Raw genomic sequence first — 20192 nt, 5'->3', positions numbered from 1 at the left:
CAAGCACGAGCCTTGGAGCAGGGCTGCCCTACTGGACCGGTAACCCTTTCAGGTAGTCGTGCTGGGCTCGTTTGATTGCGCCGTTTGACTGCAGCGTATCGATCGCGGTCTTCAGCTTCTCGACCATCTGAGGGTCGCAGTCCTTCGAGCAGGCCAGATAAAGGTCAGCAGTCATCAATGCCCCGCTCATTAACAACGGGCGGTCGCTGATCTGCTTCCAGATATAAAGGGTTTCCGGTACGCCGTTGAACCACGCATCCACCCGGCCCTTGAGCAACATCAGCGCCGGGTTCTCGCCAATCTTCAGCGGATAAATCTGAGCGGCGGAAAAACCTTCCTCACGTAGACGCGTTTCCTGCGCCGAGCCACTGCCGACGGCGATCATCTTGAAGGTCCTGCGCGCCTCTTCAAAACTCTCGACGTGACGATCGAGGCTGAAAAACGCCCGGTCCATCGTCATCAGCGGAGCGATCCAGGTGAAGTTGTTTTCCCGGCTTTGAGTGCGAGTCAGCGGCGCGATGAGCTTGTTCGACCCAAGCGCCACATCGCGTTGCGCGCGCGGCCAGGGAGGCGAGAGCAGGTGGGGGGAATATCCGGCCATCGCCATGGCCTGAAGGCTGATGTCGCCCGCGATCCCGTGCTGGTCGCCTTGACTGACCATGGTCAGCGGCGGCGCTTCGGCGAAGAACACGTCAACGACAGGGAGCGCATACGCCATCGACGAGCAGGCCAGAAGCGCGCCTGCCGCGCAGCGGATACAACAGGAAATCCATTTCATGACAGCAATGCTCTAAGGAAATAAGGCGCCAGGACAGTCCTTGTGCCAGGTGTTATTCAGTCTGGCATCGGTTTGTCATCTCTGCCGGGCGCAGTGCGCATCCTGCGCCAATTCCCGAGGAAATCCTGGTGGCGGAGAATCAGGTCTTGTTGTGCTCATTGGTGTAACGACCGCTCAGCACCCAGCCACACTCCAGCAATGTCTCGATCCAGTCCTCGTACGAGTCATCCACATCCAGCAAGTTCATGAATTGATCTTCGATATGGCAGCGAAAGGTCTGCTCCTCGACATTCCACTCGACATCCCGAATTCGCCAGACGCGCTGCATCGGCAGCTGAATGTTCAAGCCATGGAAAGGGACGAACGGCAGCTCCACTTCGTAGAGCAGCTTGGACCATTCAGACGAAATCTCCGGGGTCTGGTGGGTCCAGACGTACTTGATCAATCGGACTTTGTGCACGGTTGGGCCTTCTATCGTGATTCTGATGGCGGGTCGCTGTCCTGACGCAGACGCGAGGGCCCGTTGGATGGGTATACGTTACTAGATGGGGGCGGGATGGGGGAGGGGGGCGCTGAATCTTAGGGCGCCATATGAGGATAGCGGCTTGGCCGTTGATGAGTGGGCGTATGCCAGCAGCCGGGCTCAAAGCGCTGCTGGGAGTTTTGGTCCTCCTGTGGCTAGACCTGAACCCAAGTGCCCTGCCAAGCGGGAAGTTTTTTGTGGGAAAGCGATATCAAGATGTGGCGAACCCTATTGCTTAACTTCAGAAGGTTCCTACGTCACTGCGGGAGGGTCGGCCTATGGTGGGCGCACTGGGTCATGAAATACTCAGTTCCAAATTTCGTGCACTCTCTCAGCAATTATAAAAAGCGGGCGGTGCCCCAAGCTGGAGTTGTCAGGGAGACGTTGAATGTTCTTTTGGCATATCGTGCCCTCGTGGCATCAGATCGAAGATCAGATAAGGCAGGAAATGGGCTACCAAGGTGGTGTTCGATTTAGAAACCATTGGGGTGAGCCTGCCCCATCGCTTAGTCTGAATATCCGCCGTGTCGAGAGCGTCAGGTCGGCGTTTTATCAAGCTGAATGGTAGGCGGCGGACCTACTGCGCCGGCGTTTTGCCGACCTCGAAATTTCCATCATCATCGACGACCTGATTGATGTGGTGACCCAGATGGCAATGATCGTCGCAGGTAGCACCTTGACTGGAGCTGCCATCGGCGCGGGAGTGGGCGCTTTCTTCGGAGGTGCCGGCGCTGTTCCCATGGGTGCCGCTGGCGCTGCATTGGGTTTGCAGGTCAGCAGCTGGATATTGGCAATACTTGGCCTGCAGTCCATTGCGGAATTTTTCGTCGAAGGCCTACCTCGCGTTGGCGGGTATTACCTGACCGGTATCCACGCTGCATGGGAAGGCCCGCGAGGCGAGGAAGGACTGACTCCCCTCAGCCAGGATGACCCCTATGCTGTGAGCAGCGCTGCCCATAACATCGCACTCGGCCATGTAGAGGTAGTCGTTCTGCTGCTAGGTGCCATTGTTGAATACCTGACTCGTGGTCGGGGAAACGCAGGCAGGCTAGCTCAGGAGATGGGAGCCAGTCCGAAAGGCGCAAACATTGGGCAGTGGATGCTTAAGCATGAGGATGCGTTGAAGAGTAGGCCTGATCTGCAAAAGGCGGAGCCGCACAGAGGTGCGATGGGGCCACAACATCCGCAAGAATCTTCTTCCTCGACTAGCAATGATGCTAAACCCCCAAGGGAACTGGGACCTAGGCTAACTTATGAAAATCCTGGCAACCTAATACCGACTCAGACCAAATCGGAAATGTCTGGATCACAGATTAAGCGTCTCGCAAAAAGTATGGAGAGGAATGGTTTTGACCCCAGCTATCCAGTTGACGCTTGGAGAAATCCGAGTACAGGGCGACTTGAAATTCAGGATGGGCACCATAGGGCTCAAGCCGCAATTAAGGCGGGTATAGAAAAAATTCCGGTAGAAAATTGGGAGTAATGTGATGAAGAAAAAATATATGGCTGCTTTTTTGGTTCCTATCGGGGCGGATAAAGTGTTAGGTGAGGATGGTTGGGAGTTTGAGAGCTCTCAGCGACTATCTAAAGGTATTGTAGGGCACTTAATTGCGGCATTGAAGTTCGACTTCGTTGAGATGTATTCGGGGATCAAAAAATACGTAAGCGACGATATTGGTATGTCCATATTTTTCGATGACGATAACGAGGTGGAGAATATTTACTTTCAGGTTTCCGGGGATTCACTAAGAGCGCTTGCAGAGTTATGCCAAGGCCCTGAGGTTTCTTCTGAAGCAGAATTATTCGTTCCTCAACAAGGCTAAAGACTGTATAGGCATGTCGGTTCAATACCAGTTTAAGAAATTGATTTGGTATCAGGGACGAAGGCGGCGTTTTTCGGACACGGTATTCCCTGCTAAGCGGGCATATGTCGTGGGGCAAACTGATGATTAATTACGAGTATGCTTTTGATCTTGCTAGAAAGTTTATTGGAAACTCTGCGATACCCTTAAAGATATTCGGGGAAGGAGGTTTTCAAGGTGGCTGGTTTTCTTGCTACCAGTTAGTGGAGTATTTAAGAGCCGTCAATCGGTGTGATCAGTTAGCAGGAAATAGCCCATTTCTGATTGATCGGAACTCTGGCGAGTTGAATGAGTTGGGCGCGGCTAAGCCCGTTGCGGAATATCTAGACGATTACCTGTCTTTCATGAAACAAAAATCACACTCTGATTCCGATCCAGCCTGAAGTTTTCACACAAAGGTAGGGCCCCGCTAAACTTACTCATCAGGCGATCCCGGCACATCAAACTCTAGTGAAGGTAGCCCAAAGTGTCTGGCGGATAGCATCGAGTTTTGAGTTGGCCGCAATACGTTGCTCGACGTTGTCGCGGTCAATATAAAGGTCCGAAACCCCAGATTTAGATCCGGCCATTGTTCTGTACATCGAACCCGCTTGCTCCCATTCAGGAGTATTGGGCAGAGCGCCTTGGGAAAGCATGCTTAAGACACCATCAATGCCCCTGTCAAAATCTCTACACCCTTCGTCGTTATAGATTTTTTTAAGTTCTACAAGCTGGGCCATCAGTTCCGGGATATTCATGGTTGCGTTTTGTCTGGCGAGGAATCGAATTCTCGGTGCACGACAACATCAAGTCCTTCTTCCTGGTCGGGAGCCCGGAAGTAGCTAGTGATCAACTCAAACTCGGCGTCAGTCGCTGCAAACTCATGTTCACCGCGCTTGTTCCTAAGGTGCAGCCGGGCCCGGCAAATTTCGTCGTCGACGTCTAGGACGTGCAGGCTGTGCGAGGCCTGGGCGTGATCAGCCAGACTGCGCATCCACTGGCGGTCTGCAGGAGTGGTGGCTGGAAAATCGAGAACCACATTGACGCCAGCCGTCAGCATATCGATGACCAAGGGGCCGATGACATCTCTAAGCAGTCGCGCGAGCTTTGCGTAGTCAGCAACCGAGTGGATCTGGTCTGGGTAGAGTCTTGAGAGCCAATGGTCCTCAGTCAGCAAGACCGCCGCTTGCTCTTCTTTCAGAGCGTTCGCCAGGGTTGATTTCCCGGATGCAATCTTGCCGCACAGGAGATGGAGCGTGGGCTGTGCCATGGTGACGCATCCTTATGTCGGGCCATGATGATGCTCGTATGCTGTTGCCGTGACAATGAGGCGCTGCGTCGAGTCGACTGAAGCCTTTCAGTTGGTGAATGTGTTACTTGACGCCACTTTGAGAAGCGCAAACAAAAAAGGCCCACCTTTCGGTGAGCCTTTTTGCTAAATCTGGTGCCGGCACCAGGAGTCGAACCCGGGACCTACTGATTACAAGACAGATCGTTAATATATATATATCAATGAGTTACCTAAGTTCTTGTTACGTGGGCATGCGCCAAGACTGGCTAGGTATACGGGGCCTGTAGCCGTTGTTACGCTAGTGTTTGCTCAGTCTGTGGGCCTGCGAACCATGCGGGCTGATGTGGTCCGCGGTTGTGATAGCAGAAAAAACAACAGAGACGCCTGTTGCCGGCCAAGTGCAAATTTTAGGTGCGGCGAGGTTTTCAGAAGCATCACCTCCGACAGCGCACTTCGTCATGCAGCAGCACTGAGCACGCTTCCGCGGTACGAACGCGCGTGACGTTAACGGATAACCTCTAGGTATCCCACATGGGTTGGTTTAAAAGGAGGCGTTGTCACCCCCTTTCTAAAATCCTTATCAATCCATGTCATCGGCAGTTTCGACACTTAGATCGTCGTCACTGCCTTGTGAAAAATATGACTCCTCGGCTAAGTCCGTAATCGCGAACACGCGACGTCCCGCGTCGTTTTTTCCTCGCACTACGAGCCCTTTGTCATGTAGGTATCTTCCTCTGCGGCCAATGAGTTGGTAAGAACAATCCAACTCTGATGCGATGTCGCCAGCAAACATAGCATCGGTACCCAAGTGAAGAGTTTGTAGAATTCCGAGTTCTGCTGCCGGCAGCAACAGCGATTTATCCACGTCTCTTAATACATTTTCATACTTTTTAGAGAGGTTTACGACTTCGCAAATACCGCTGGCACATTCTCGGCATTTCATTTTATTCCATCGAATCGCTTCTAGATCGTCAATTGAATACTTGAACTCACACTCCTGACAGATTATCTCTTGATTTTTGGCCATATACTTATGGAGCAGGGGGGAGTAATCAAAGACGCGCTCAACAAAATAGAGTCTATACGCTCGTTCCCGGCCGGGGCGACCAAAAGCAAGAGTGTACTTTTGGCAAAGACCGTAATTCATCGCGTAGACGCTGACTTTTCTCCCATCTCTGTCGCTCATTTCATAGTACTTTGTAAGAAAAAAATTCAATTCTAACGTCTGAAGAATTGATTCATATGCCACCGAAACGTGAAAATGGCTTGTCGGGGGGCGACCATTGATCGAGTCAAATACGCTTGAGCTGTGGCTTCTAAGTTCTTTTGCTCTAACAACAAGCATTTCAAGAAGTTCTTTGAGTCCAAATATTGAAGATTTTTCACCGAATGATTCATGTAAAAACTTTGAAAGGCTGAAATAGCTTTCAATTTTGTCTTCATAATATTTTTTGGCGGCTTGCTGAATGGCCCGTACACCGATTTTTCGATCATAAATCAGATGAGATTCGTGACAGTAATGCAATAGGTAGCCTATGATCCTAGGGTTACCCATCGTCGCGTAGAACAACTCTTTGAGAATTTCATCAAGATTGGAATCAAAGTAGTCAGCTACTTTTCCGGCCTTGTAGACCTTTATTCGCATCATAACTAATCGACGAACAAATTCAGTAGCATTATCCTCCATGGTTGAAACGTCGTTAGATCCATAGAGCTTATAAATATCTAGATACACTTCGTCGATTTTTGTTTTGTCAATTTGGCCGTAATAGATTCGGCCTGGGTAAGCTGCAACCTTCAACTTGATAAACTCTTCGGACCAGTTGTTTAGAGGAGCAAGTAGAAGGTCGACCACAACCTTCATTGCGTCCTCTGGAAGCTCTGAAAAATCATCAACTAGAATGTATAGGTGGCGCACGCCCAAATTAGACAATATGGTCTTAAGCTTTGAAAGCAAGTCCTTTATGTCGAAAACGCTTATTAGGATGTCGCTATAGCTAATCTCTGACGCATCTTTTGTGCTAGAGGCGCGCTGTCCGCCTACAGTGAAATCTACCGGGTTTGGATCAATCTTTAATTTGATCTCCGCATTTCCACCGCTAGATCGGATGTTTTCTTCCTGCTGCTTACCCTGAACATGCTTTATGCCTAAAACGCTAATAAATTTTTCGACATCAATCTCTTCGATTAGCTCATCTAACTCTTCAAATAATTCGTCTAAGCTTCCGGAGAACGAATCTTTTATTGTTTCCCAAAATGAGCTTTCAGTTCTTTTCTTCAGTTCTTTCTTGATCTCAACGATAACCGATATAATAAATGATTTCAGCAGCAGAATTCGCTCGATCTCCTGCGGAGGAAGTGCGAAATCCATAGTTGCAATTTTTGCATGTGTACGGCTGTCAACTTGAGAGGATTCGAAAATTGTCTTAATGTCGACGTAGGCAGATGTCTTCTTCTTGTCCTTGGTTAACTCATACTGTAGGCGTTGAAAGATTGTGGATTTGCCGGTTCCCTTTCTTCCGATGATAAATGACGTGTTTGGCATTCTAACAGTTTCAAATACATGGTCATTTGGCAAAGGGTCTACATATAATTTTTCCACAATCGCGGAGTTATTGTCTTGTCCGGGCAATTCTGCTCTGCGATAAAGTTTAAGTGACTGAACGGCGTCGTGAAAATTGGTCAGCTTACTTGCCATAAAATATCCCTAGTTCAACCGGCATTAAAAAGAACAGCGAATAACCTGTAGGTAGCGTCTCTAACGCCTCAGACAATACCGTTTCAATTCCGAATTAGGAAGCGGTTAGGAAATTAATCCTTCACGGATATGACTGCTGAAGTCTCTTGCCCGTTGGAGGTCTGTCAGCTCATTTAACGGCAGCGCTGGGCCGAACTGCCGCAGATCGCTCTGACCTCAGGCGAGCAAATTCAGTCGGATGAAGGAGAGACAACCGGCAGACTGTGGTCGTAGATGTCCATCATCTTCGGGTCAGAACGCGCTCTGGTGCCTTGGTGCGGTACTTCTCAAGCCAGCCGATGTTTACATCTTCCAGCAATGGATGGGCGGCGCGGTCGGTGTCAGCGGCAACGGTTTTCCCGTTGAAGCCGATCATGATGCGGTCGAGTGCTTGCTGCCCGACGATCGCGCCCGACAAGCGTGCCTGGAAATCCTTGAACTTTGCCCAGGCATCGAGCAGTTGATACTTCACGTAGGTGTCGAAGTCGGTTTTCTTGCAGCTGTAGGTATCGCTCTTCAGCGCGCCAACGCTGCGCGGATCGCGAGCCTTGACCGACGTATCGGTACGGCCAGCAATCGTCGATCCCACGCCCAGCAGGATCGCTTCACCTTCCTGCTCATCGACGCCGATGACGTTGATCTGTTTCAGGAAATCGCTCGATTCCTGGATGGCGGTTTCGAGGGTTTGTTGCACCGTCGGAGTGACGGTGAATTTCTCAGCCGCCGAGGCGACGGCGTTGAGCAGTGCCACCTGCTTGCTGAAGCCGTTGAAGGCAAGTCGTGTTTCGTTACGCATGGTGTTCTCCAGGTAAACCTTTGGGTGAGCGGTTCGATCAGTAGGCAGTCAGCACAGCGCCGTCGCCGCCGACTACGGGTGGACGGCTCGTCTGGCTGTGGTCCTGGGTCTCGCCCAGGCGCTTGATCAGGTCGTTGAAGTCGGCGCTGAGCTTGTCGAAACTGCCCTGCAGGGAGCTGTGGGCTTCCTCGATCGAGGTAAACAATCGGGACTGCTCGGCAGCGTGGCTGGCAAGCGCACCCACGGCGTCGTTCAGCTTCGAAAACTTCCCGTCGTCGGTTTCGGGCTTCTCGATCTCGACCGGCTTGTCTTTTTCTTTGGTCGCGCCGAGCAGTTCGGCGATGCGTGAGAACAGCTCTTCGAATCTGCCGGGGGTCTCTTCGATCTCGTCGAATTCGAGCTTCGCTTCCAGGAGCTCGGAAAACAGGTTGTCCGGCTTGCTCTTGCGTGCCTTGAGCGGCGATGCGTCCGGGTTCTGCGCGCTGAAAGTCAGCATTTCAGTGCCCAGGCTCGCAGGCGAATCGGTGACGGCTAACCCGTCCAGGTAAGCGCGACCGGTATCGGCGAACTTGGGTGCGATCTCGATGCTGGTGTACAGCTTCTGACGCGCCTTGTTCATGGCGATCAGGTCCGGCGTGGTTCGATCTGGACGAACAGGGCCAGCTTTTTCGCGCCGTTGACGTCGACCTCTTCAGTCTTCGCGGCCAGCACGTCGCCGTAAGCACGGAACGGGCTGTCAGGCAGAACACTGCGGTAGTGCTCCATCCAGACGCGTGCTGCGTAGGTGTTGGGGTTGTAGGTCTCGGCGGCGTCCACCAGCCACTGGCGCTCAATCTGGCGGCCGTCGGTGGTCGCGCCTTCTACGGCGACGCGAAACCATTTGGATCGAAATTTCTTACTCATCGAGCGGGTCCTCAAAGCGTTGCTGCGGGTGCAGTTGCGTTGAGGTGCATCGTCGACATTGGCGCTTTTATGAGCAATCGGCGCCAGTTGTAACCCGGGGCGCTACACGGCCCGTCACTACGCCTTCACGCGCGCGTGGCGTCAGCATCGCCGCCATGACGACAACCGAAGCCACTCCCATCCGCGATAACCGCCGTCAGGCCAAATTCCTTTACTGGACCGGCCTGCGGATCTGCGCGATCGCCGAAATGTTGGGTGAGAAAGAAAAGACCGTTCACGCCTGGAAGACGCGCGACGAGTGGGACCGGGCTGACAACGTGGAGCGGATCGGCGGGGCTCTGGAAGCGCGCCTGGTGCAGCTGATCCTGAAAGACGGGAAAACCGGCGGTGACTTCAAGGAAATTGACCTGCTCCACCGTCAGCTGGAACGGCAGGCGCGCATTGAGCGGTACAAGGCGGGCGGCACCGACACTGATCTCAATCCGAATCTTGCGAAGCGCAACGAGGGGCCGAAGAAGAAAGCGGCGCGAAACGAGTTCAGCGAAGAGCAGATCGAGCAGCTGACCGAGGCGTTCAAAGACGGCTGTTTTGGCTATCAGTTGGACTGGTACCGGGCAAGCAATCAGCGCACCAGGGCAATCCTCAAAAGCCGGCAGATCGGCGCGACTTACTACTTCGCCCGGGAGGCGTTCATTGACGCCCTGGTCACTGGCCGCAACCAGATATTCCTGTCGGCTTCGAAGAACCAGGCGCACATCTTCAAGGCTTACATTCAAGGGTTTGCGCGTGAAGTGTGTGGCGTTGAACTGACTGGCGATCCGATCATTCTTGCCAACGGCGCCGAGCTGCATTTCCTCGGCACGAACGCCCGAACCGCTCAGGGTTATCACGGTAATTTCTACTTTGACGAATTTTTCTGGACGTTCAAGTTCAACGAACTGAACAAGGTCGCCAGCGGCATGGCGATGCAGAAACAGTACCGACGCACCTACTTTTCAACGCCATCGAGCATGGCGCATGAGGCGTACACGTTCTGGACCGGTGAGCGGTTCAACAAAGGCAAGCCGGCGGCGCAGCGGCTCAATCTGGACGTTTCCCACGACGCGCTGCAGCAGGGCAGGCTGTGCGAGGACCGGATCTGGCGTCAGATCGTCACCATCCTGGACGCCGAACAGCGCGGATGCGATCTCTTCGACCTGGAAGAGCTGCGGCTCGAATACAACGCGGATGCGTTCGCGAATCTGCTCATGTGTCAGTTCGTCGACGATGGGGCCAGCATCTTCCCGCTCAACGTCCTTCAGCCGTGCATGGTCGACAGTTGGGTCGAGTGGTCCGAGGACTACAAGCCATTCGCCTCGCGGCCGTTTGCCGATCGGCAGGTTTGGGTGGGCTATGACCCGGCGGAAACAGGAGACAGCTCCGGCTTGGTCGTTGTTGCTCCGCCGCTTGTGCCCGGCGGTAAATTCCGCGTGCTCGAGCGCCATCAGTTCCGGGGAATGGATTTCGCGGCGCAGGCCGAAGCGATCCGGCAGGTCACGCTGCGGTACTGGGTCACCTACATCGGCGTCGACATTACCGGCATGGGCTCGGGCGTGGCCCAGCTGGTGCGCCAATTCTTTCCGAACGTCACCACGTTCAGCTACTCGCCCGAGGTGAAGACGCGCCTGGTGCTCAAGGCATACGACGTGATTCACAAAGGTCGCCTCGAATTCGACGCCGGCTGGACCGACATGGCGCAGTCGTTGATGGCGATCCGCAAGACCATCACGGCCAGCGGCCGGCAATTCACCTATACCGCAGGCCGCACCGACGAGACCGGACACGCGGATCTCGCTTGGGCGCTCTTCCACGCACTGCAGAACGAACCGCTTGAGGGCCAGACCTCAACGAATACTGGCTTCATGGAGATTTACTGATGAGCAACCGCCGCAGCAGAAACACGCAAACCAGCGCCGCGACCCAGCCCCCGATCGAGGGGGATCTGCTGCCCGCGGCCGGCGGCAAGATGGAGGCGTTCACTTTCGGCGACCCCACGCCCGTGCTTGATGAGCGGGGAATACTGGATTACCTGGAGTGCTGGCTCAACGGGCGATGGTACGAGCCGCCCATGTCCCTTGATGGCCTTGCGAAGTCATCTCGGGCCAGCGTGTTCCTGCAGTCGGGGCTGAACTTCAAGCGCAACATGCTGGCTCGCACCTTCATCCCCCATAAGCTGCTCACACGGCAAACGTTCGAACAGTTCGCCTTGGACTTTCTCTGGTGCGGCAACGGCTATCTCGAAAAACGCGACAGCATGCTGCGAACCACGCTCGGCCTGCAGCCCGCATTGGGCAAGTACATGCGGCGCGGCGTTGATCTGGAAACCTATTACCAGGTTCGGGGATGGGGCGATGAACACGAGTTCCAGAAGGGGACCGTTTTTCATCAGCGCGAGGCTGATATCAATCAGGAAATCTACGGCCTTCCAGAGTGGCTCCCGGCGCTGCAAAGCGCGCTGCTGAACGAGTCCGCCACTCTGTTTCGACGCAAGTACTACAACAACGGCAGTCACGCCGGCTTCATCATGTACATGACCGACACGGCCCAGAACGAGACAGACGTTGCGGCCCTGCGCAGCGCGCTGAAGGCTGCAAAAGGGCCGGGCAACTTCCGCAATCTGTTCATGTATGCGCCTGGCGGCAAGAAGGACGGCATTCAGCTGATCCCTGTCAGTGAGGTCGCGGCAAAGGACGAGTTCGCCTCGATCAAGAACATCAGCCGCGACGACATGCTGGCCGCGCTGCGCATACCGCCGCAACTCATGGGCATCGTCCCGCAGAACGCTGGAGGCTTCGGCTCAATCAAGGAAGCCGCCCAGATCTGGGCCATGAACGAGCTCGAACCCGTTCAGGCCCGCCTGCAGCAGATTAACAATTGGCTGGGCGAGGAGGTGGTCCGCTTTCGGCCGTTAGAGGAGACGTCAGGCACCTCCGGCCTGCTCAATCCGTAATTCGAACGAAAACGGGCTAGCTCAACGCTGGCCCAGCTTTATGGGGACCTGTCTTCAAGCCTTACGAGCGCTGGGCCCAACGCGGCCAGCTTTCACCTTTACAGCCCCCATAAAACTGACACGCTGCCTCATGAGCTGAAAGCCCTTCGGGAATCCGCTCTGCAGCATAAAAGGCATCGTCCATATGGATAAGCATTACCGTTCCCGAATATTGATGCCGCTCTCTGCCCTCTTCATCATGTCTGGCGATGTTTACTGAGTTTGCCATAAGGGCAGCTTGAACCTCAGTGATGAACTGAAATTTTTTCCAATTAAATTCCGACAACTTTACGACCTCTTCGGATGTGTTTATTGATTTCTTGCGTCATGTCCAAGTCTTTAGAATTTGCTTCGGTTCAATCATCGAATAGACCCATTCATTGCCTTGCTTAGCTTTGCGAAACAGCTTCAAATCTACAAGTCCGTTCAGTACGGTTGAGGCTGTATTGTATGCGCAATTGAGATTTTCTTTTACGTTGTTAACAGTAAAGAATTTACTGTTGCCAGATCTGGCAACGTTAAAAACGACCCGTTGCTTTTCTGATAACTTCCCAAATAAACCAGATTCGTACAAGAACGTGTTAAACGCGTCGATAGAGGCTACGGCGTTGTCATAGTTTTTCTTGAATTGCCTAATTGCTCTCGCAATCACACGGCATTGGTAATCGATAAAATACGTCAGGTCCATTTCGTCGGTTTCGGTGTACAGATAGCTTTTCCCATATTTAATAGGCGCTATCTTCAATAGCGTACTGATGGCGATGTACCGGAAACCGCCAAAACCTTTCTTAAACAGATACCAGTAGAACAGAGACCTTGCTACCCGTCCGTTCCCGTCATGGAAGGGGTGCTCGTAGCCAATGATAAAATGCAAAATTATCGCCTTTATCATAGGGTGAATATAATTTTGGTTGTTGATGTCTGTATGGTTTGTATTTACCCATTCAATGACCTTGCTTAGCCGCGCCTCTAATTGCTCCGCAGGAGGTGGCTGATGAACGATGTTACCTTCACCATCTTCAACCACCACGTTGTCATCGTTACGAAATACACCCGGATAGTATCTTTCGTCGTCGATACCTTCTACGCCGACCTGATGTAAATCGGTGATTAGTTTTAGCGATAGGTCTCTGTCCCTGCACTCCCAAGCATGCTGCATCATCTTGAAATTGCCGATGATCATCTTCTCGTCTGGAGTTCTAGGGCCACGCTTTCTGCCCAATAACTCCTTTGCGACTTTAGTTGTTGTGGCAGCACCCTCTAGCTGGCTGCTGCTAATGGCTTCGTCTTCAACCAGATCGTTGAGCAAATACTGCAGCTGCTTCGACTCTCCAATCTTAGAGCACATCCATTCTAGCGCTGCGGTAGTCGTATTCTGGTCACAAGCCGACACTGCGATATGCATTGCTGGGGTGTAAAGAAACCTACACACCTGCGGTGGCTGTCCAAGGTTAATCACTGGGGCTAATTGCTTGTTCCTCGCGAATTTTACGACTGCCCATGCAAGTGCATGATCCAGCTCCTTTGGAAACCGGAAGCGCATTTTATCGAAAGGCAAATATCTGCCTTGACTGTCTAGGACCTGACCCACTTCTACATAGGCACCGATCTGATCTTTGTGTTCCGTGACGATGCGGCTGTACGGATTCCCGATCGGTTTTGGCGGTGACTTGATCATGATTTCAGTTTCTCTCAAATTTGAAATGGAGCATACATCCACATCTGACGCATTTCAATTTTTCTATAATTTGAAATGACGCCTCCACGAACCCCACATAGCCATCGAATCCCTAGATCAAGGGGCTGCTAACCCGGCCGTTACCGCTAGTGGTAGGAGCGGTACTACAGTGTCTACCTTGATGTCACTTGGTCATTGCGGCTGCGGGGCGTTTGTCCGGAACACCCAGCTTTTCACGGCTTTGCCTTCCTACCAGCACCATGCGTGGCATCGCCATGGAAAGTAACGGGCATCAGTCGGGTATTCATCGCTGTGTCCCCTCAGCCTCATATGCGGCGTTGATTGCCGGTAGCGGCTCGAATGACGCGGTTTAGATCAGTACAAATTCCGTCGAGAAAGCCTGCCAGCATTTGCGGCTGATACAGCCCGGGGTGATCGGCCTGTTGGGCAAGTGCATGCACCAAGGCAAGCGAGTCCCGCGCCCGTTCCAGATCGAACAGATCGTCTTCAGTGAGGCCGTAGGGCTTTCTCATTGGGCACCGCCGTGCGTCTCGAGAACGCGCACCTGCAGCATGTGATGGTTGTAGCGCTTGAGGCGGGTGGACAGCGAGGAGTCAGCGTGCAGCGCGGCGAGAGCCATGCGGCGATGGGCAAGTGCGCGGATTTTGGACGGAATGAGGGCGGTCATCGTGAAACTCCTTGATTTGAGGAGCTGCCACGTTCGTTACCAAGCGAATGGGTGGCAGCTGTGCGCGGGTTGGTAAACCGGGAATCAAGGAAACCGGCAGGCCCGAAGACCTCCCACACACAGCCGCCATAGCACAGGACTGAGAGCGTAAAAAAAGCGCTCGCAGTCGTGATCTGGGCGCTGTTGCGCCTTGAATTCGTCGGGTTACCAAGCCCGGTCGCTGAATTGGCAGCGACGGGCGAACTCTACTCTTCCGTATGCGGATAAACAACTATCCGCGTACATGCAGTCGCATTGTGATGGGAGGCGTCAGCCGCGCTGGATAGCCACCGGACTCGGCTCTAGCGGCGGGGTTGGCAGGCCCAGGGCGTCGTTCACCTGGCGCAGCCGGCTGTATAAGCCATGGCGTTCAAAGCTGCCCGATGCAGCGTCCAGCAACTTCTCAAAGTGGTGCGCCTGCTCCTGAAGGATGAGCAGCTGCTTGAAGTTGATGCCGTCCCGCGCGCTGCGCTTTACGCCTGGCAGGGGGAGAATCCGCGCCGCGCGCTCTTCCAGCATGGTTACGAGCTGCTTTTCCCGCTCGATGAAATAGCGGCGAACCTGACGGCCGATCTCACTGTTCTCGATCATGGCTAGCTCTTTAGCCATGTCCAGGGTGAGGAGGTAGTCAATGGATCGCCGGTCACCGCCTCGCTGCGAGATCAGATCCGTGCCCCCCATTCTTTGGACTGGGATCTGGCCCAGCCCAGTCAAAGTTTGATCTCCCCGATTGGGGAGATCAAAGCTCGTCTTGTCGCCGGACGTTTGATTGCCCCGATCGGGGTTATCAAAGCGCTCCCTTTGCGAGGTGTGGATGAAAAAGTCCTCTCCCTCCTCGAACCCATAAGCGTCGATCCGGCCATTGATCCAGCCATTGAAGCGGCGGCCAACCTGCAGCAACGCATGCAGGTTGCGAGCGCTACAACGCAAGGGACTTGCGGACGAGAAGGGATCTGCGCTGGTGATCAGAGTGGTGAGGCTCATGCTTAGTCCGTGCTGAAAGGGCCTCCCACTATAGATCTGGTGCATCGCTGGCCGAAAGGTCCAGGCGAGGCAATGCGTTGCCTTTGGCTGCTGTTAGCGACCGTCACCATCAAGGTTACGGTTCCATTGACGCGGGGCTCCGGCCGTGGGGAGGCGCGCTGCTGGTAGCGGGCGGAGTCGAGGTGCACTTTGATGGTGCAATTTCGCGCCCCAAAGCAGGGCGTCCAGAAGCCGACAGGGTGGGCTGCACCTGGCGCGCGCCGTCGTCCCCCCGCCACGCCTGCGGGCTAAATAGGTCTAGTTTTCTGCGCACCTGCAGACCTCTCCCCGCAGCCCGCGCCGAGCCTCTCCTACGCGAATTAGAGCTTAGAAAACCCTGCAGATCCCTGCACGGCCCTCTATTTTCGAAAGCCCTGCAGGCGCGATCTCTGGCGGCTGTTTCTAGGTTCAGCCACGGGAAAATGGTTAGGTTTTATTTGAGGAGTTGCGCAAGAGGCCAAACCCAATAACGACGGGGGGTAGACGCTTATTTCGCGAGGTTAGAATAGGGTTAGGAGAAATGGGGGGTAGTGGTTAGGTGATTGTTTTATAAGGATATTTTATTCGTGGTTTCTAACAGTTAGAAAAGGTTAGTTCCTAACTTATCCTGTTTATAAACCTAACCCTTCTCGAAACTCCACAGCCCTTTAATTCCGTAGGCTTCAGGAGGACGGGGCAAAACCTGCCTTTTCTAACTGGTTTCCCGTGGGTCAACATAAAATTGGCTGCGCCGCAGGCGGTGCGGTGATTTAGTGCTCAGCCATACAAAAGCATCCGCGTGCGCAGTTGTTATCACGCTTGCTTCGGGCCCTCGCTTTCACTCAAGCGCTTCCAGATGCAGGCTTTTGGGGTACTTACGCCGACCCTCCCACCTTCTGCCCACCCACAGGGTTAAAAGACCGCTTGCCGCCCCCGCCACTGTTGATAACGCGCCCATACTATCGGGGCGTGTGAGGAATGCCGGGTGAGGGCCGAAGACCGCGAACAGGAAACCTATAATCACGAAGACTGGCGGGGAAAAAATAACGTTGAGCGCTTTAAAGATTTTGCCTTTCGTTGCCTTCTGGGGCTTCGGCCGCGTGAACTGCCCATAGTTGCTGATACCTTGAGGCAGGCCCCTCAACGTCCCTTCAACACTTGGTTTACGATCGGTGCTGGTGTGCAAAATCTCGATTACGAAACCGTCGTTTGCATCCAGATAATCAAACGTAAGCAGAACCTGAGAGGGATGGTCCTGGTCAACCAGCTTAACGTCGATGACATCCCTGCTGGTCTTGATCACTGAAACGGACAGAATTTTGCCGTCATCCCCCACCTGCAACCGAAGCGGATCTTTAGTGACGATATCTGTACCAGGAATGATGTTTTCGCCGTCATTCCAGATGATGATTTGGCTTTTCGAAAGGCGAGGTATGCTGACCCCGTCGTACTGAACATCTATCGCCGCAGGAAGAGCATCTGTAGCGCTACCCAAAAGATGTTCGCCGAAGAAAACGTAAGCGAGCCTAGTGCGCCTGCGAGTCCAGACGTAAGTGAAAAAGGCAAAAACGATTCCGCCGATTCCGAGCAGCGTACCAAGCCATCCCTGTCCCAATACACTCAACGCGCTTTCGAGCACAGACGTATCCCCACTCTGCGGAAATTCCGAAATCACCAGCTTGTTACGTCGGTTGTTACGTCTGCCGCAAAAAACAAAGGCCTGCATCGCTGCAAGCCTTTGATTTGTATGGTGCCGGCACCAGGAGTCGAACCCGGGACCTACTGATTACAAGTCAGTTGCTCTACCAACTGAGCTATACCGGCGTTGTGGGCGCTGATTATAGGGATTTGATCTGGCGAGTAAAGCCCTAATTTCAGTTTTTTCGCCGCCCTTATGCCGGAAGGTGATTACCGTTATTCACAATCCGCACAAACCGAAGGCGACGATCGGTCAGATTCAGGAACCATTCTCAATCGTTCGCAAGCTACTGTTTTAGCGCCAATTTTACGCTGGCCAAAAAATGAACAAATGGTTACATCCCTTCCAAAGCAGGATTTCCGGGCGTTCGCTGGAATTTCATCAACAGACTTATCCACAGGCGCGCGCGTCAAAAAACGCTCATGGTCGGTCTGCAAGAATGAGGAGATTGCGCGGGGTGACTTTGCTGTCGCAGAAGGTGCCAATGTGCACCTCGTACCCGGACTCAGTCAGATAAAGCGCGCGGTCGACGATGAGCCACATTTCCAGGGGGCGGCGGAAGAGGTTGCGCAGCAATTCGAGGTTGCGCACTTCGGCCAGACGCGCCCAGCCCGCCGCTTCAAGGGCCGTCCAGTCCTGAGTGCCGGGGTAGGGCAGTTGCTTGAGTTCGGCGAGGTCGCGGCAGTAGTCGGCGAAGGGTTTGTCGAGCCAGGCACTGGGCAGCGATGGCGTTGGCAGATAGTCGTCGACGCCGCGCAGCTCTCGCTGTAGCAGGTCGAAGCCGAGGCGTCGGGCCATGGAGGTGTCGCGCTGGCGGCGCACGCGGGCGCCAGCGGTGACGGTTTCGCTGAGGGGCAGGCCGAGGTCGTCGATGGAGAGCATGAGCGTGGACGCTTTGCCCTGCCGGGATATCGGGCGGTAGTGCTCGCCGGTGATGCGGTTGTAGCAGCAGGGCGCGATGGCCAGTTGTTGGCAGCGGGCGTCGCTGGCGAGGTGCATGAGGCGCACATGAAGGTCGCCGCAGGCGTGGAGGGCGACTGGCGTGTGATGCGCTTCGAGGCGCGCGCCGGCATCGGCGGCCATGACGTCTTGATGCAGATGGTCCGCGGTGATGCCCAGTTTGTCGCTGAGTTGCCGTCCTGCTTCAACCAGTTGTGGGTCGTATTCCAGGCAGGTCAGTGCTTGACCCCTATGAGCGAGGCGCCGACCGAGGTGGCCTTTGCCAGAGCACCAGTCCAGCCAGTGGGTTGGCTGTCGCTGAAAGCTCAAGCGGCTGGCGAAGGCTTCGATCTGTTGCCACTTGCGGCCGGGTACGTCGACGCTCATGCGCGCTGACACAGTCTCCAGGCTCATGGGTGGCAGCGGGTCGATCTCGCTTAATGCCTTCGATAGCGAGGCCAGGTGAATAAAGGGCTGCGGCGCATCGAGCTGTTCGGGATGGTTGTGTGCCGCTTCCGCCTCTTCGAGCGAACGTTGTCGCAGCCAGCTCGCCAGCTCCGGGTGCTGCGATTCCCACGGCAGATGGCGATGGGTGAAGGGTCGCGGGCGCCACAGGTCCTGATGCTCCAGCAGGAAGGCATCGAGCGCGGTGAATCGGGATTGGAGTTGCGCGGGTGTGAGTGGCATTTGATTAGGGCAGTCGGGATATGCGTTGCAGCATACGGTGAATCAGTGCCTGAGCGCGTTTATCAGGCACAGCGATCTTTGGTGGCTGAGGTGACGCTTTCGCGAGCAACCTCACTCCTACAGGGACCGTATTCTCTGCGGGAGTGCGCAGCAGGCTCACCGCCCTTGGCTGGCGTCCACCCGCAAATAGCGCTCAAGCAGTTTGAAGCCTTGCACCAGCACGAACGACATCACCAGGTAGATCAACCCGGCGATGAGGAAAGTCTGCTCCGGCATGTAGGTTCGCGCGTTGATGGTGCGGGCCATGCCGGTGATGTCGAGCAGGGTCACGGTGCTCGCCAGCGCGCTGGCCTTGAGCATCAGAATGACTTCGTTGCTGTATGCCGGCAGGCCGATGCGTGCGGCACGGGGCAGGATGATGTACAGCAGCGCTTTGCCTCTGGACATGCCCAGTGCGCGAGCCGCTTCGATTTCGCCTGGCGGCACGGCCTGAATGGCGCCGCGCAGGATCTCCGCGATGTAGGCGGTGGTGTGCAGCGTCATGGTCAGCGCGGCGCAGAAGAACGGGTCGCGCAAATAAGGCCACAGCGGCCCTTTGGTGACGGCGTCGAACTGCGCCAGGCCGTAATAGACCAGAAACAGCTGCACCAGCAGCGGCGTGCCGCGGAAAAAGAAGATGTAGGCGTAAGGCAGCGCCCGAACATAGGCGTTACGCGACGCACGGGCGATGCCCAGCGGTATGGCGAGAATGAGGCCCGCAATCACCGCGACGGCGACCAGTTCCAGCGTCACAGTGGCGCCGTGCAGCAGTTTCGGTAGCCACTTGAGGACGAATTCCCAACTCATGACGCACTCCTCGCAAAACCCACAGACGCGCGTTTCTCCAGCCATGCCAGGCCGATCATCGACAGCGCGGTCATGCACAGGTACATCAGCGCCGCGACCATATAGAAGGTGAAAGGCTGCTTGGTGGACGTGACGGCGATCTGCGCGTGACGCATGACCTCTTCAAGGCCGATGACCGAGACCAGCGCGGTGTCCTTCATCAGGATCATGAACAGATTGCCCAGTCCCGGCAGCGCAATGCGCCACATCTGCGGCATCACCAGTTTGAAGAAGATCCGTGAGCGGGACATGCCCAGCGCCAGCCCCGCCTCGCGATGGCCCTTCGGGATCGACAGCATGGCGCCGCGAAACACCTCGGTGGCGTAAGCGCCGAAGCACAGGCCCAGGGCAATGACGCCGGCCGCGAAAGCACTCAGCGACAGATTCGGAATGTCGAACAGCTTGCCGATCGCCCGCATCGAGCTGACCGTGCCGAAGTAGATCAGCAACACCCACAGCAATTCGGGGATGCCGCGCACCAGCGTGGAATACGTGCCGCCCAGCCACTGCAAGGCACGATTCGGCGAAGTCTTCGCCAGCGCCCCGAGCAGGCCGAGGACCAGCCCCAGGCAGAGGGCCGACAGCGCAAGTTGGAGGGTCATCAGCATGCCGGCGGCCAGGGCCGGGCCGAATCCATAGAGATCGAAGTTCATGGCGTTGTTTGTCTAGAGGGCAGAC

Annotated in this window: 18 protein-coding genes, 1 tRNA gene and 3 pseudogenes; 5 read left to right on the top strand and 17 right to left on the bottom strand. The window is 54.8% G+C overall.

The features are described from left to right. Positions 1-28: 28 nt before the first annotated feature. Together BMY98_RS13365 and BMY98_RS13360 are read right to left on the bottom strand one after the other, a co-directional pair. On the bottom strand, positions 29-778 hold the full coding sequence (locus BMY98_RS13365; RefSeq protein WP_074889894.1) for a substrate-binding periplasmic protein: 750 nt from the start codon (positions 776-778) through the stop codon (positions 29-31). Between the two features lie 139 nt (positions 779-917). Further along, positions 918-1238 (bottom strand): hypothetical protein, encoded by a 321-nt coding sequence (locus BMY98_RS13360; RefSeq protein WP_037016364.1) that lies wholly within the window; start codon positions 1236-1238, stop codon positions 918-920. Positions 1239-1689: 451 nt separating this feature from the next. Between BMY98_RS13360 and BMY98_RS13355 the strand changes: the two are divergent. The 3 genes and pseudogenes from BMY98_RS13355 to BMY98_RS13345 all read left to right on the top strand — a co-directional run. Further along, positions 1690-2526: pseudogene (locus tag BMY98_RS13355) on the top strand (DUF6861 domain-containing protein); the annotation flags it as partial. 262 nt (positions 2527-2788) lie between these two features. Further along, positions 2789-3124: a hypothetical protein gene (locus BMY98_RS13350; RefSeq protein ID WP_074889891.1), complete on the top strand. Its 336-nt coding sequence runs from the start codon at positions 2789-2791 to the stop codon at positions 3122-3124. A 122-nt stretch (positions 3125-3246) separates the two neighbouring features. Next, positions 3247-3546, top strand: coding sequence for a YrhB domain-containing protein (locus BMY98_RS13345; RefSeq protein WP_074889996.1), 300 nt, complete (start codon positions 3247-3249; stop codon positions 3544-3546). A 57-nt stretch (positions 3547-3603) separates the two neighbouring features. On the opposite strand, the gene BMY98_RS13340 is transcribed toward BMY98_RS13345, so the two are convergent. From BMY98_RS13340 to BMY98_RS13320, 5 genes and pseudogenes are all read right to left on the bottom strand, one after another. Beyond that, positions 3604-3900: a hypothetical protein gene (locus BMY98_RS13340; protein WP_074889888.1), complete on the bottom strand. Its 297-nt coding sequence runs from the start codon at positions 3898-3900 to the stop codon at positions 3604-3606. Next, positions 3897-4412, bottom strand: coding sequence for a P-loop nucleotide/nucleoside kinase family protein (locus BMY98_RS13335; RefSeq protein WP_074889885.1), 516 nt, complete (start codon positions 4410-4412; stop codon positions 3897-3899). Before BMY98_RS13335 ends, BMY98_RS13340 begins: the two co-directional genes overlap by 4 nt. A 601-nt stretch (positions 4413-5013) precedes the next feature. Further along, entirely contained in the window at positions 5014-7131 is a 2118-nt protein-coding gene (locus tag BMY98_RS13330; RefSeq protein ID WP_074889882.1) for a MarR family transcriptional regulator, read from the bottom strand. A gap of 292 nt (positions 7132-7423) precedes the next feature. Further along, positions 7424-7966, bottom strand: a pseudogene (locus tag BMY98_RS13325) (P2 family phage major capsid protein); the annotation flags it as partial. Between the two features lie 37 nt (positions 7967-8003). Then, positions 8004-8869: pseudogene (locus BMY98_RS13320) on the bottom strand (GPO family capsid scaffolding protein). 155 nt (positions 8870-9024) lie between these two features. Between BMY98_RS13320 and BMY98_RS13315 the strand changes: the two are divergent. Further along, a complete protein-coding gene (locus BMY98_RS13315; RefSeq protein WP_074889879.1) occupies positions 9025-10785 on the top strand; it encodes a terminase ATPase subunit family protein in 1761 nt (586 codons plus the stop codon). Beyond that, positions 10785-11858 carry a phage portal protein gene (locus tag BMY98_RS13310; protein WP_074889876.1) on the top strand — a complete coding sequence of 358 codons (1074 nt, stop codon included), beginning with the start codon at positions 10785-10787 and terminating at the stop codon, positions 11856-11858. Before BMY98_RS13315 ends, BMY98_RS13310 begins: the two co-directional genes overlap by 1 nt. A 61-nt stretch (positions 11859-11919) precedes the next feature. On the opposite strand, the gene BMY98_RS26810 is transcribed toward BMY98_RS13310, so the two are convergent. From BMY98_RS26810 to BMY98_RS13270, 10 genes are all read right to left on the bottom strand, one after another. Next, the gene (locus BMY98_RS26810) at positions 11920-12183 is read right to left on the bottom strand and encodes a hypothetical protein (protein WP_139214492.1); all 264 of its coding nucleotides are present in this window, start codon (positions 12181-12183) and stop codon (positions 11920-11922) included. A gap of 39 nt (positions 12184-12222) precedes the next feature. After that, positions 12223-13575 carry a Fic family protein gene (locus tag BMY98_RS13305; RefSeq protein WP_074889874.1) on the bottom strand — a complete coding sequence of 451 codons (1353 nt, stop codon included), beginning with the start codon at positions 13573-13575 and terminating at the stop codon, positions 12223-12225. Between the two features lie 326 nt (positions 13576-13901). Further along, the gene (locus tag BMY98_RS13300; RefSeq protein ID WP_074889871.1) at positions 13902-14108 is read right to left on the bottom strand and encodes a hypothetical protein; all 207 of its coding nucleotides are present in this window, start codon (positions 14106-14108) and stop codon (positions 13902-13904) included. After that, positions 14105-14263: a hypothetical protein gene (locus BMY98_RS27295; protein ID WP_162835411.1), complete on the bottom strand. Its 159-nt coding sequence runs from the start codon at positions 14261-14263 to the stop codon at positions 14105-14107. The genes BMY98_RS13300 and BMY98_RS27295 overlap by 4 nt, the downstream gene beginning before the upstream one ends. Positions 14264-14572: 309 nt before the next feature. Then, complete coding sequence (locus BMY98_RS27630) at positions 14573-15286, bottom strand: antA/AntB antirepressor family protein (protein WP_245760060.1); 714 nt, start codon at positions 15284-15286, stop codon at positions 14573-14575. 856 nt (positions 15287-16142) lie between these two features. Continuing rightward, entirely contained in the window at positions 16143-17030 is an 888-nt protein-coding gene (locus BMY98_RS13290; protein WP_074889868.1) for a hypothetical protein, read from the bottom strand. A 22-nt stretch (positions 17031-17052) separates the two neighbouring features. Then, positions 17053-17128 (bottom strand) — tRNA-Thr (locus tag BMY98_RS13285). A gap of 295 nt (positions 17129-17423) precedes the next feature. Next, positions 17424-18629 (bottom strand): methyltransferase, encoded by a 1206-nt coding sequence (locus tag BMY98_RS13280; protein WP_074889866.1) that lies wholly within the window; start codon positions 18627-18629, stop codon positions 17424-17426. 156 nt (positions 18630-18785) lie between these two features. Further along, positions 18786-19475 (bottom strand): ABC transporter permease, encoded by a 690-nt coding sequence (locus BMY98_RS13275; protein ID WP_074889863.1) that lies wholly within the window; start codon positions 19473-19475, stop codon positions 18786-18788. Then, entirely contained in the window at positions 19472-20167 is a 696-nt protein-coding gene (locus tag BMY98_RS13270; RefSeq protein WP_065987400.1) for an ABC transporter permease, read from the bottom strand. The genes BMY98_RS13275 and BMY98_RS13270 overlap by 4 nt, the downstream gene beginning before the upstream one ends. Positions 20168-20192: the final 25 nt, after the last annotated feature.

This window comes from Pseudomonas graminis, assembly GCF_900111735.1.
Taxonomy (GTDB): domain Bacteria; phylum Pseudomonadota; class Gammaproteobacteria; order Pseudomonadales; family Pseudomonadaceae; genus Aquipseudomonas; species Aquipseudomonas graminis.
The sequence above is the reverse complement of the archived record's forward strand: the minus strand, read 5'-3'. Positions and strand labels throughout refer to the sequence as shown.

Excerpts from the sequence above, each read along its gene's own strand:
- BMY98_RS13365 (WP_074889894.1), bottom strand. The coding sequence starts at position 778 with ATGAAATGGATTTCCTGTTGTATCCGCTGCGCGGCAGGCGCGCTTCTG.
- BMY98_RS13350 (WP_074889891.1), top strand. The coding sequence starts at position 2,789 with ATGAAGAAAAAATATATGGCTGCTTTTTTGGTTCCTATCGGGGCGGAT.
- BMY98_RS13345 (WP_074889996.1), top strand. The coding sequence starts at position 3,247 with ATGATTAATTACGAGTATGCTTTTGATCTTGCTAGAAAGTTTATTGGA.
- BMY98_RS13340 (WP_074889888.1), bottom strand. The coding sequence starts at position 3,900 with ATGAATATCCCGGAACTGATGGCCCAGCTTGTAGAACTTAAAAAAATC.
- BMY98_RS13335 (WP_074889885.1), bottom strand. The coding sequence starts at position 4,412 with ATGGCACAGCCCACGCTCCATCTCCTGTGCGGCAAGATTGCATCCGGG.
- BMY98_RS13330 (WP_074889882.1), bottom strand. The coding sequence starts at position 7,131 with ATGGCAAGTAAGCTGACCAATTTTCACGACGCCGTTCAGTCACTTAAA.
- BMY98_RS13315 (WP_074889879.1), top strand. The coding sequence starts at position 9,025 with ATGACGACAACCGAAGCCACTCCCATCCGCGATAACCGCCGTCAGGCC.
- BMY98_RS13310 (WP_074889876.1), top strand. The coding sequence starts at position 10,785 with ATGAGCAACCGCCGCAGCAGAAACACGCAAACCAGCGCCGCGACCCAG.
- BMY98_RS13305 (WP_074889874.1), bottom strand. The coding sequence starts at position 13,575 with ATGATCAAGTCACCGCCAAAACCGATCGGGAATCCGTACAGCCGCATC.
- BMY98_RS13300 (WP_074889871.1), bottom strand. The coding sequence starts at position 14,108 with ATGAGAAAGCCCTACGGCCTCACTGAAGACGATCTGTTCGATCTGGAA.
- BMY98_RS27295 (WP_162835411.1), bottom strand. The coding sequence starts at position 14,263 with ATGACCGCCCTCATTCCGTCCAAAATCCGCGCACTTGCCCATCGCCGC.
- BMY98_RS27630 (WP_245760060.1), bottom strand. The coding sequence starts at position 15,286 with ATGAGCCTCACCACTCTGATCACCAGCGCAGATCCCTTCTCGTCCGCA.
- BMY98_RS13290 (WP_074889868.1), bottom strand. The coding sequence starts at position 17,030 with ATGCAGGCCTTTGTTTTTTGCGGCAGACGTAACAACCGACGTAACAAG.
- BMY98_RS13280 (WP_074889866.1), bottom strand. The coding sequence starts at position 18,629 with ATGCCACTCACACCCGCGCAACTCCAATCCCGATTCACCGCGCTCGAT.
- BMY98_RS13275 (WP_074889863.1), bottom strand. The coding sequence starts at position 19,475 with ATGAGTTGGGAATTCGTCCTCAAGTGGCTACCGAAACTGCTGCACGGC.
- BMY98_RS13270 (WP_065987400.1), bottom strand. The coding sequence starts at position 20,167 with ATGAACTTCGATCTCTATGGATTCGGCCCGGCCCTGGCCGCCGGCATG.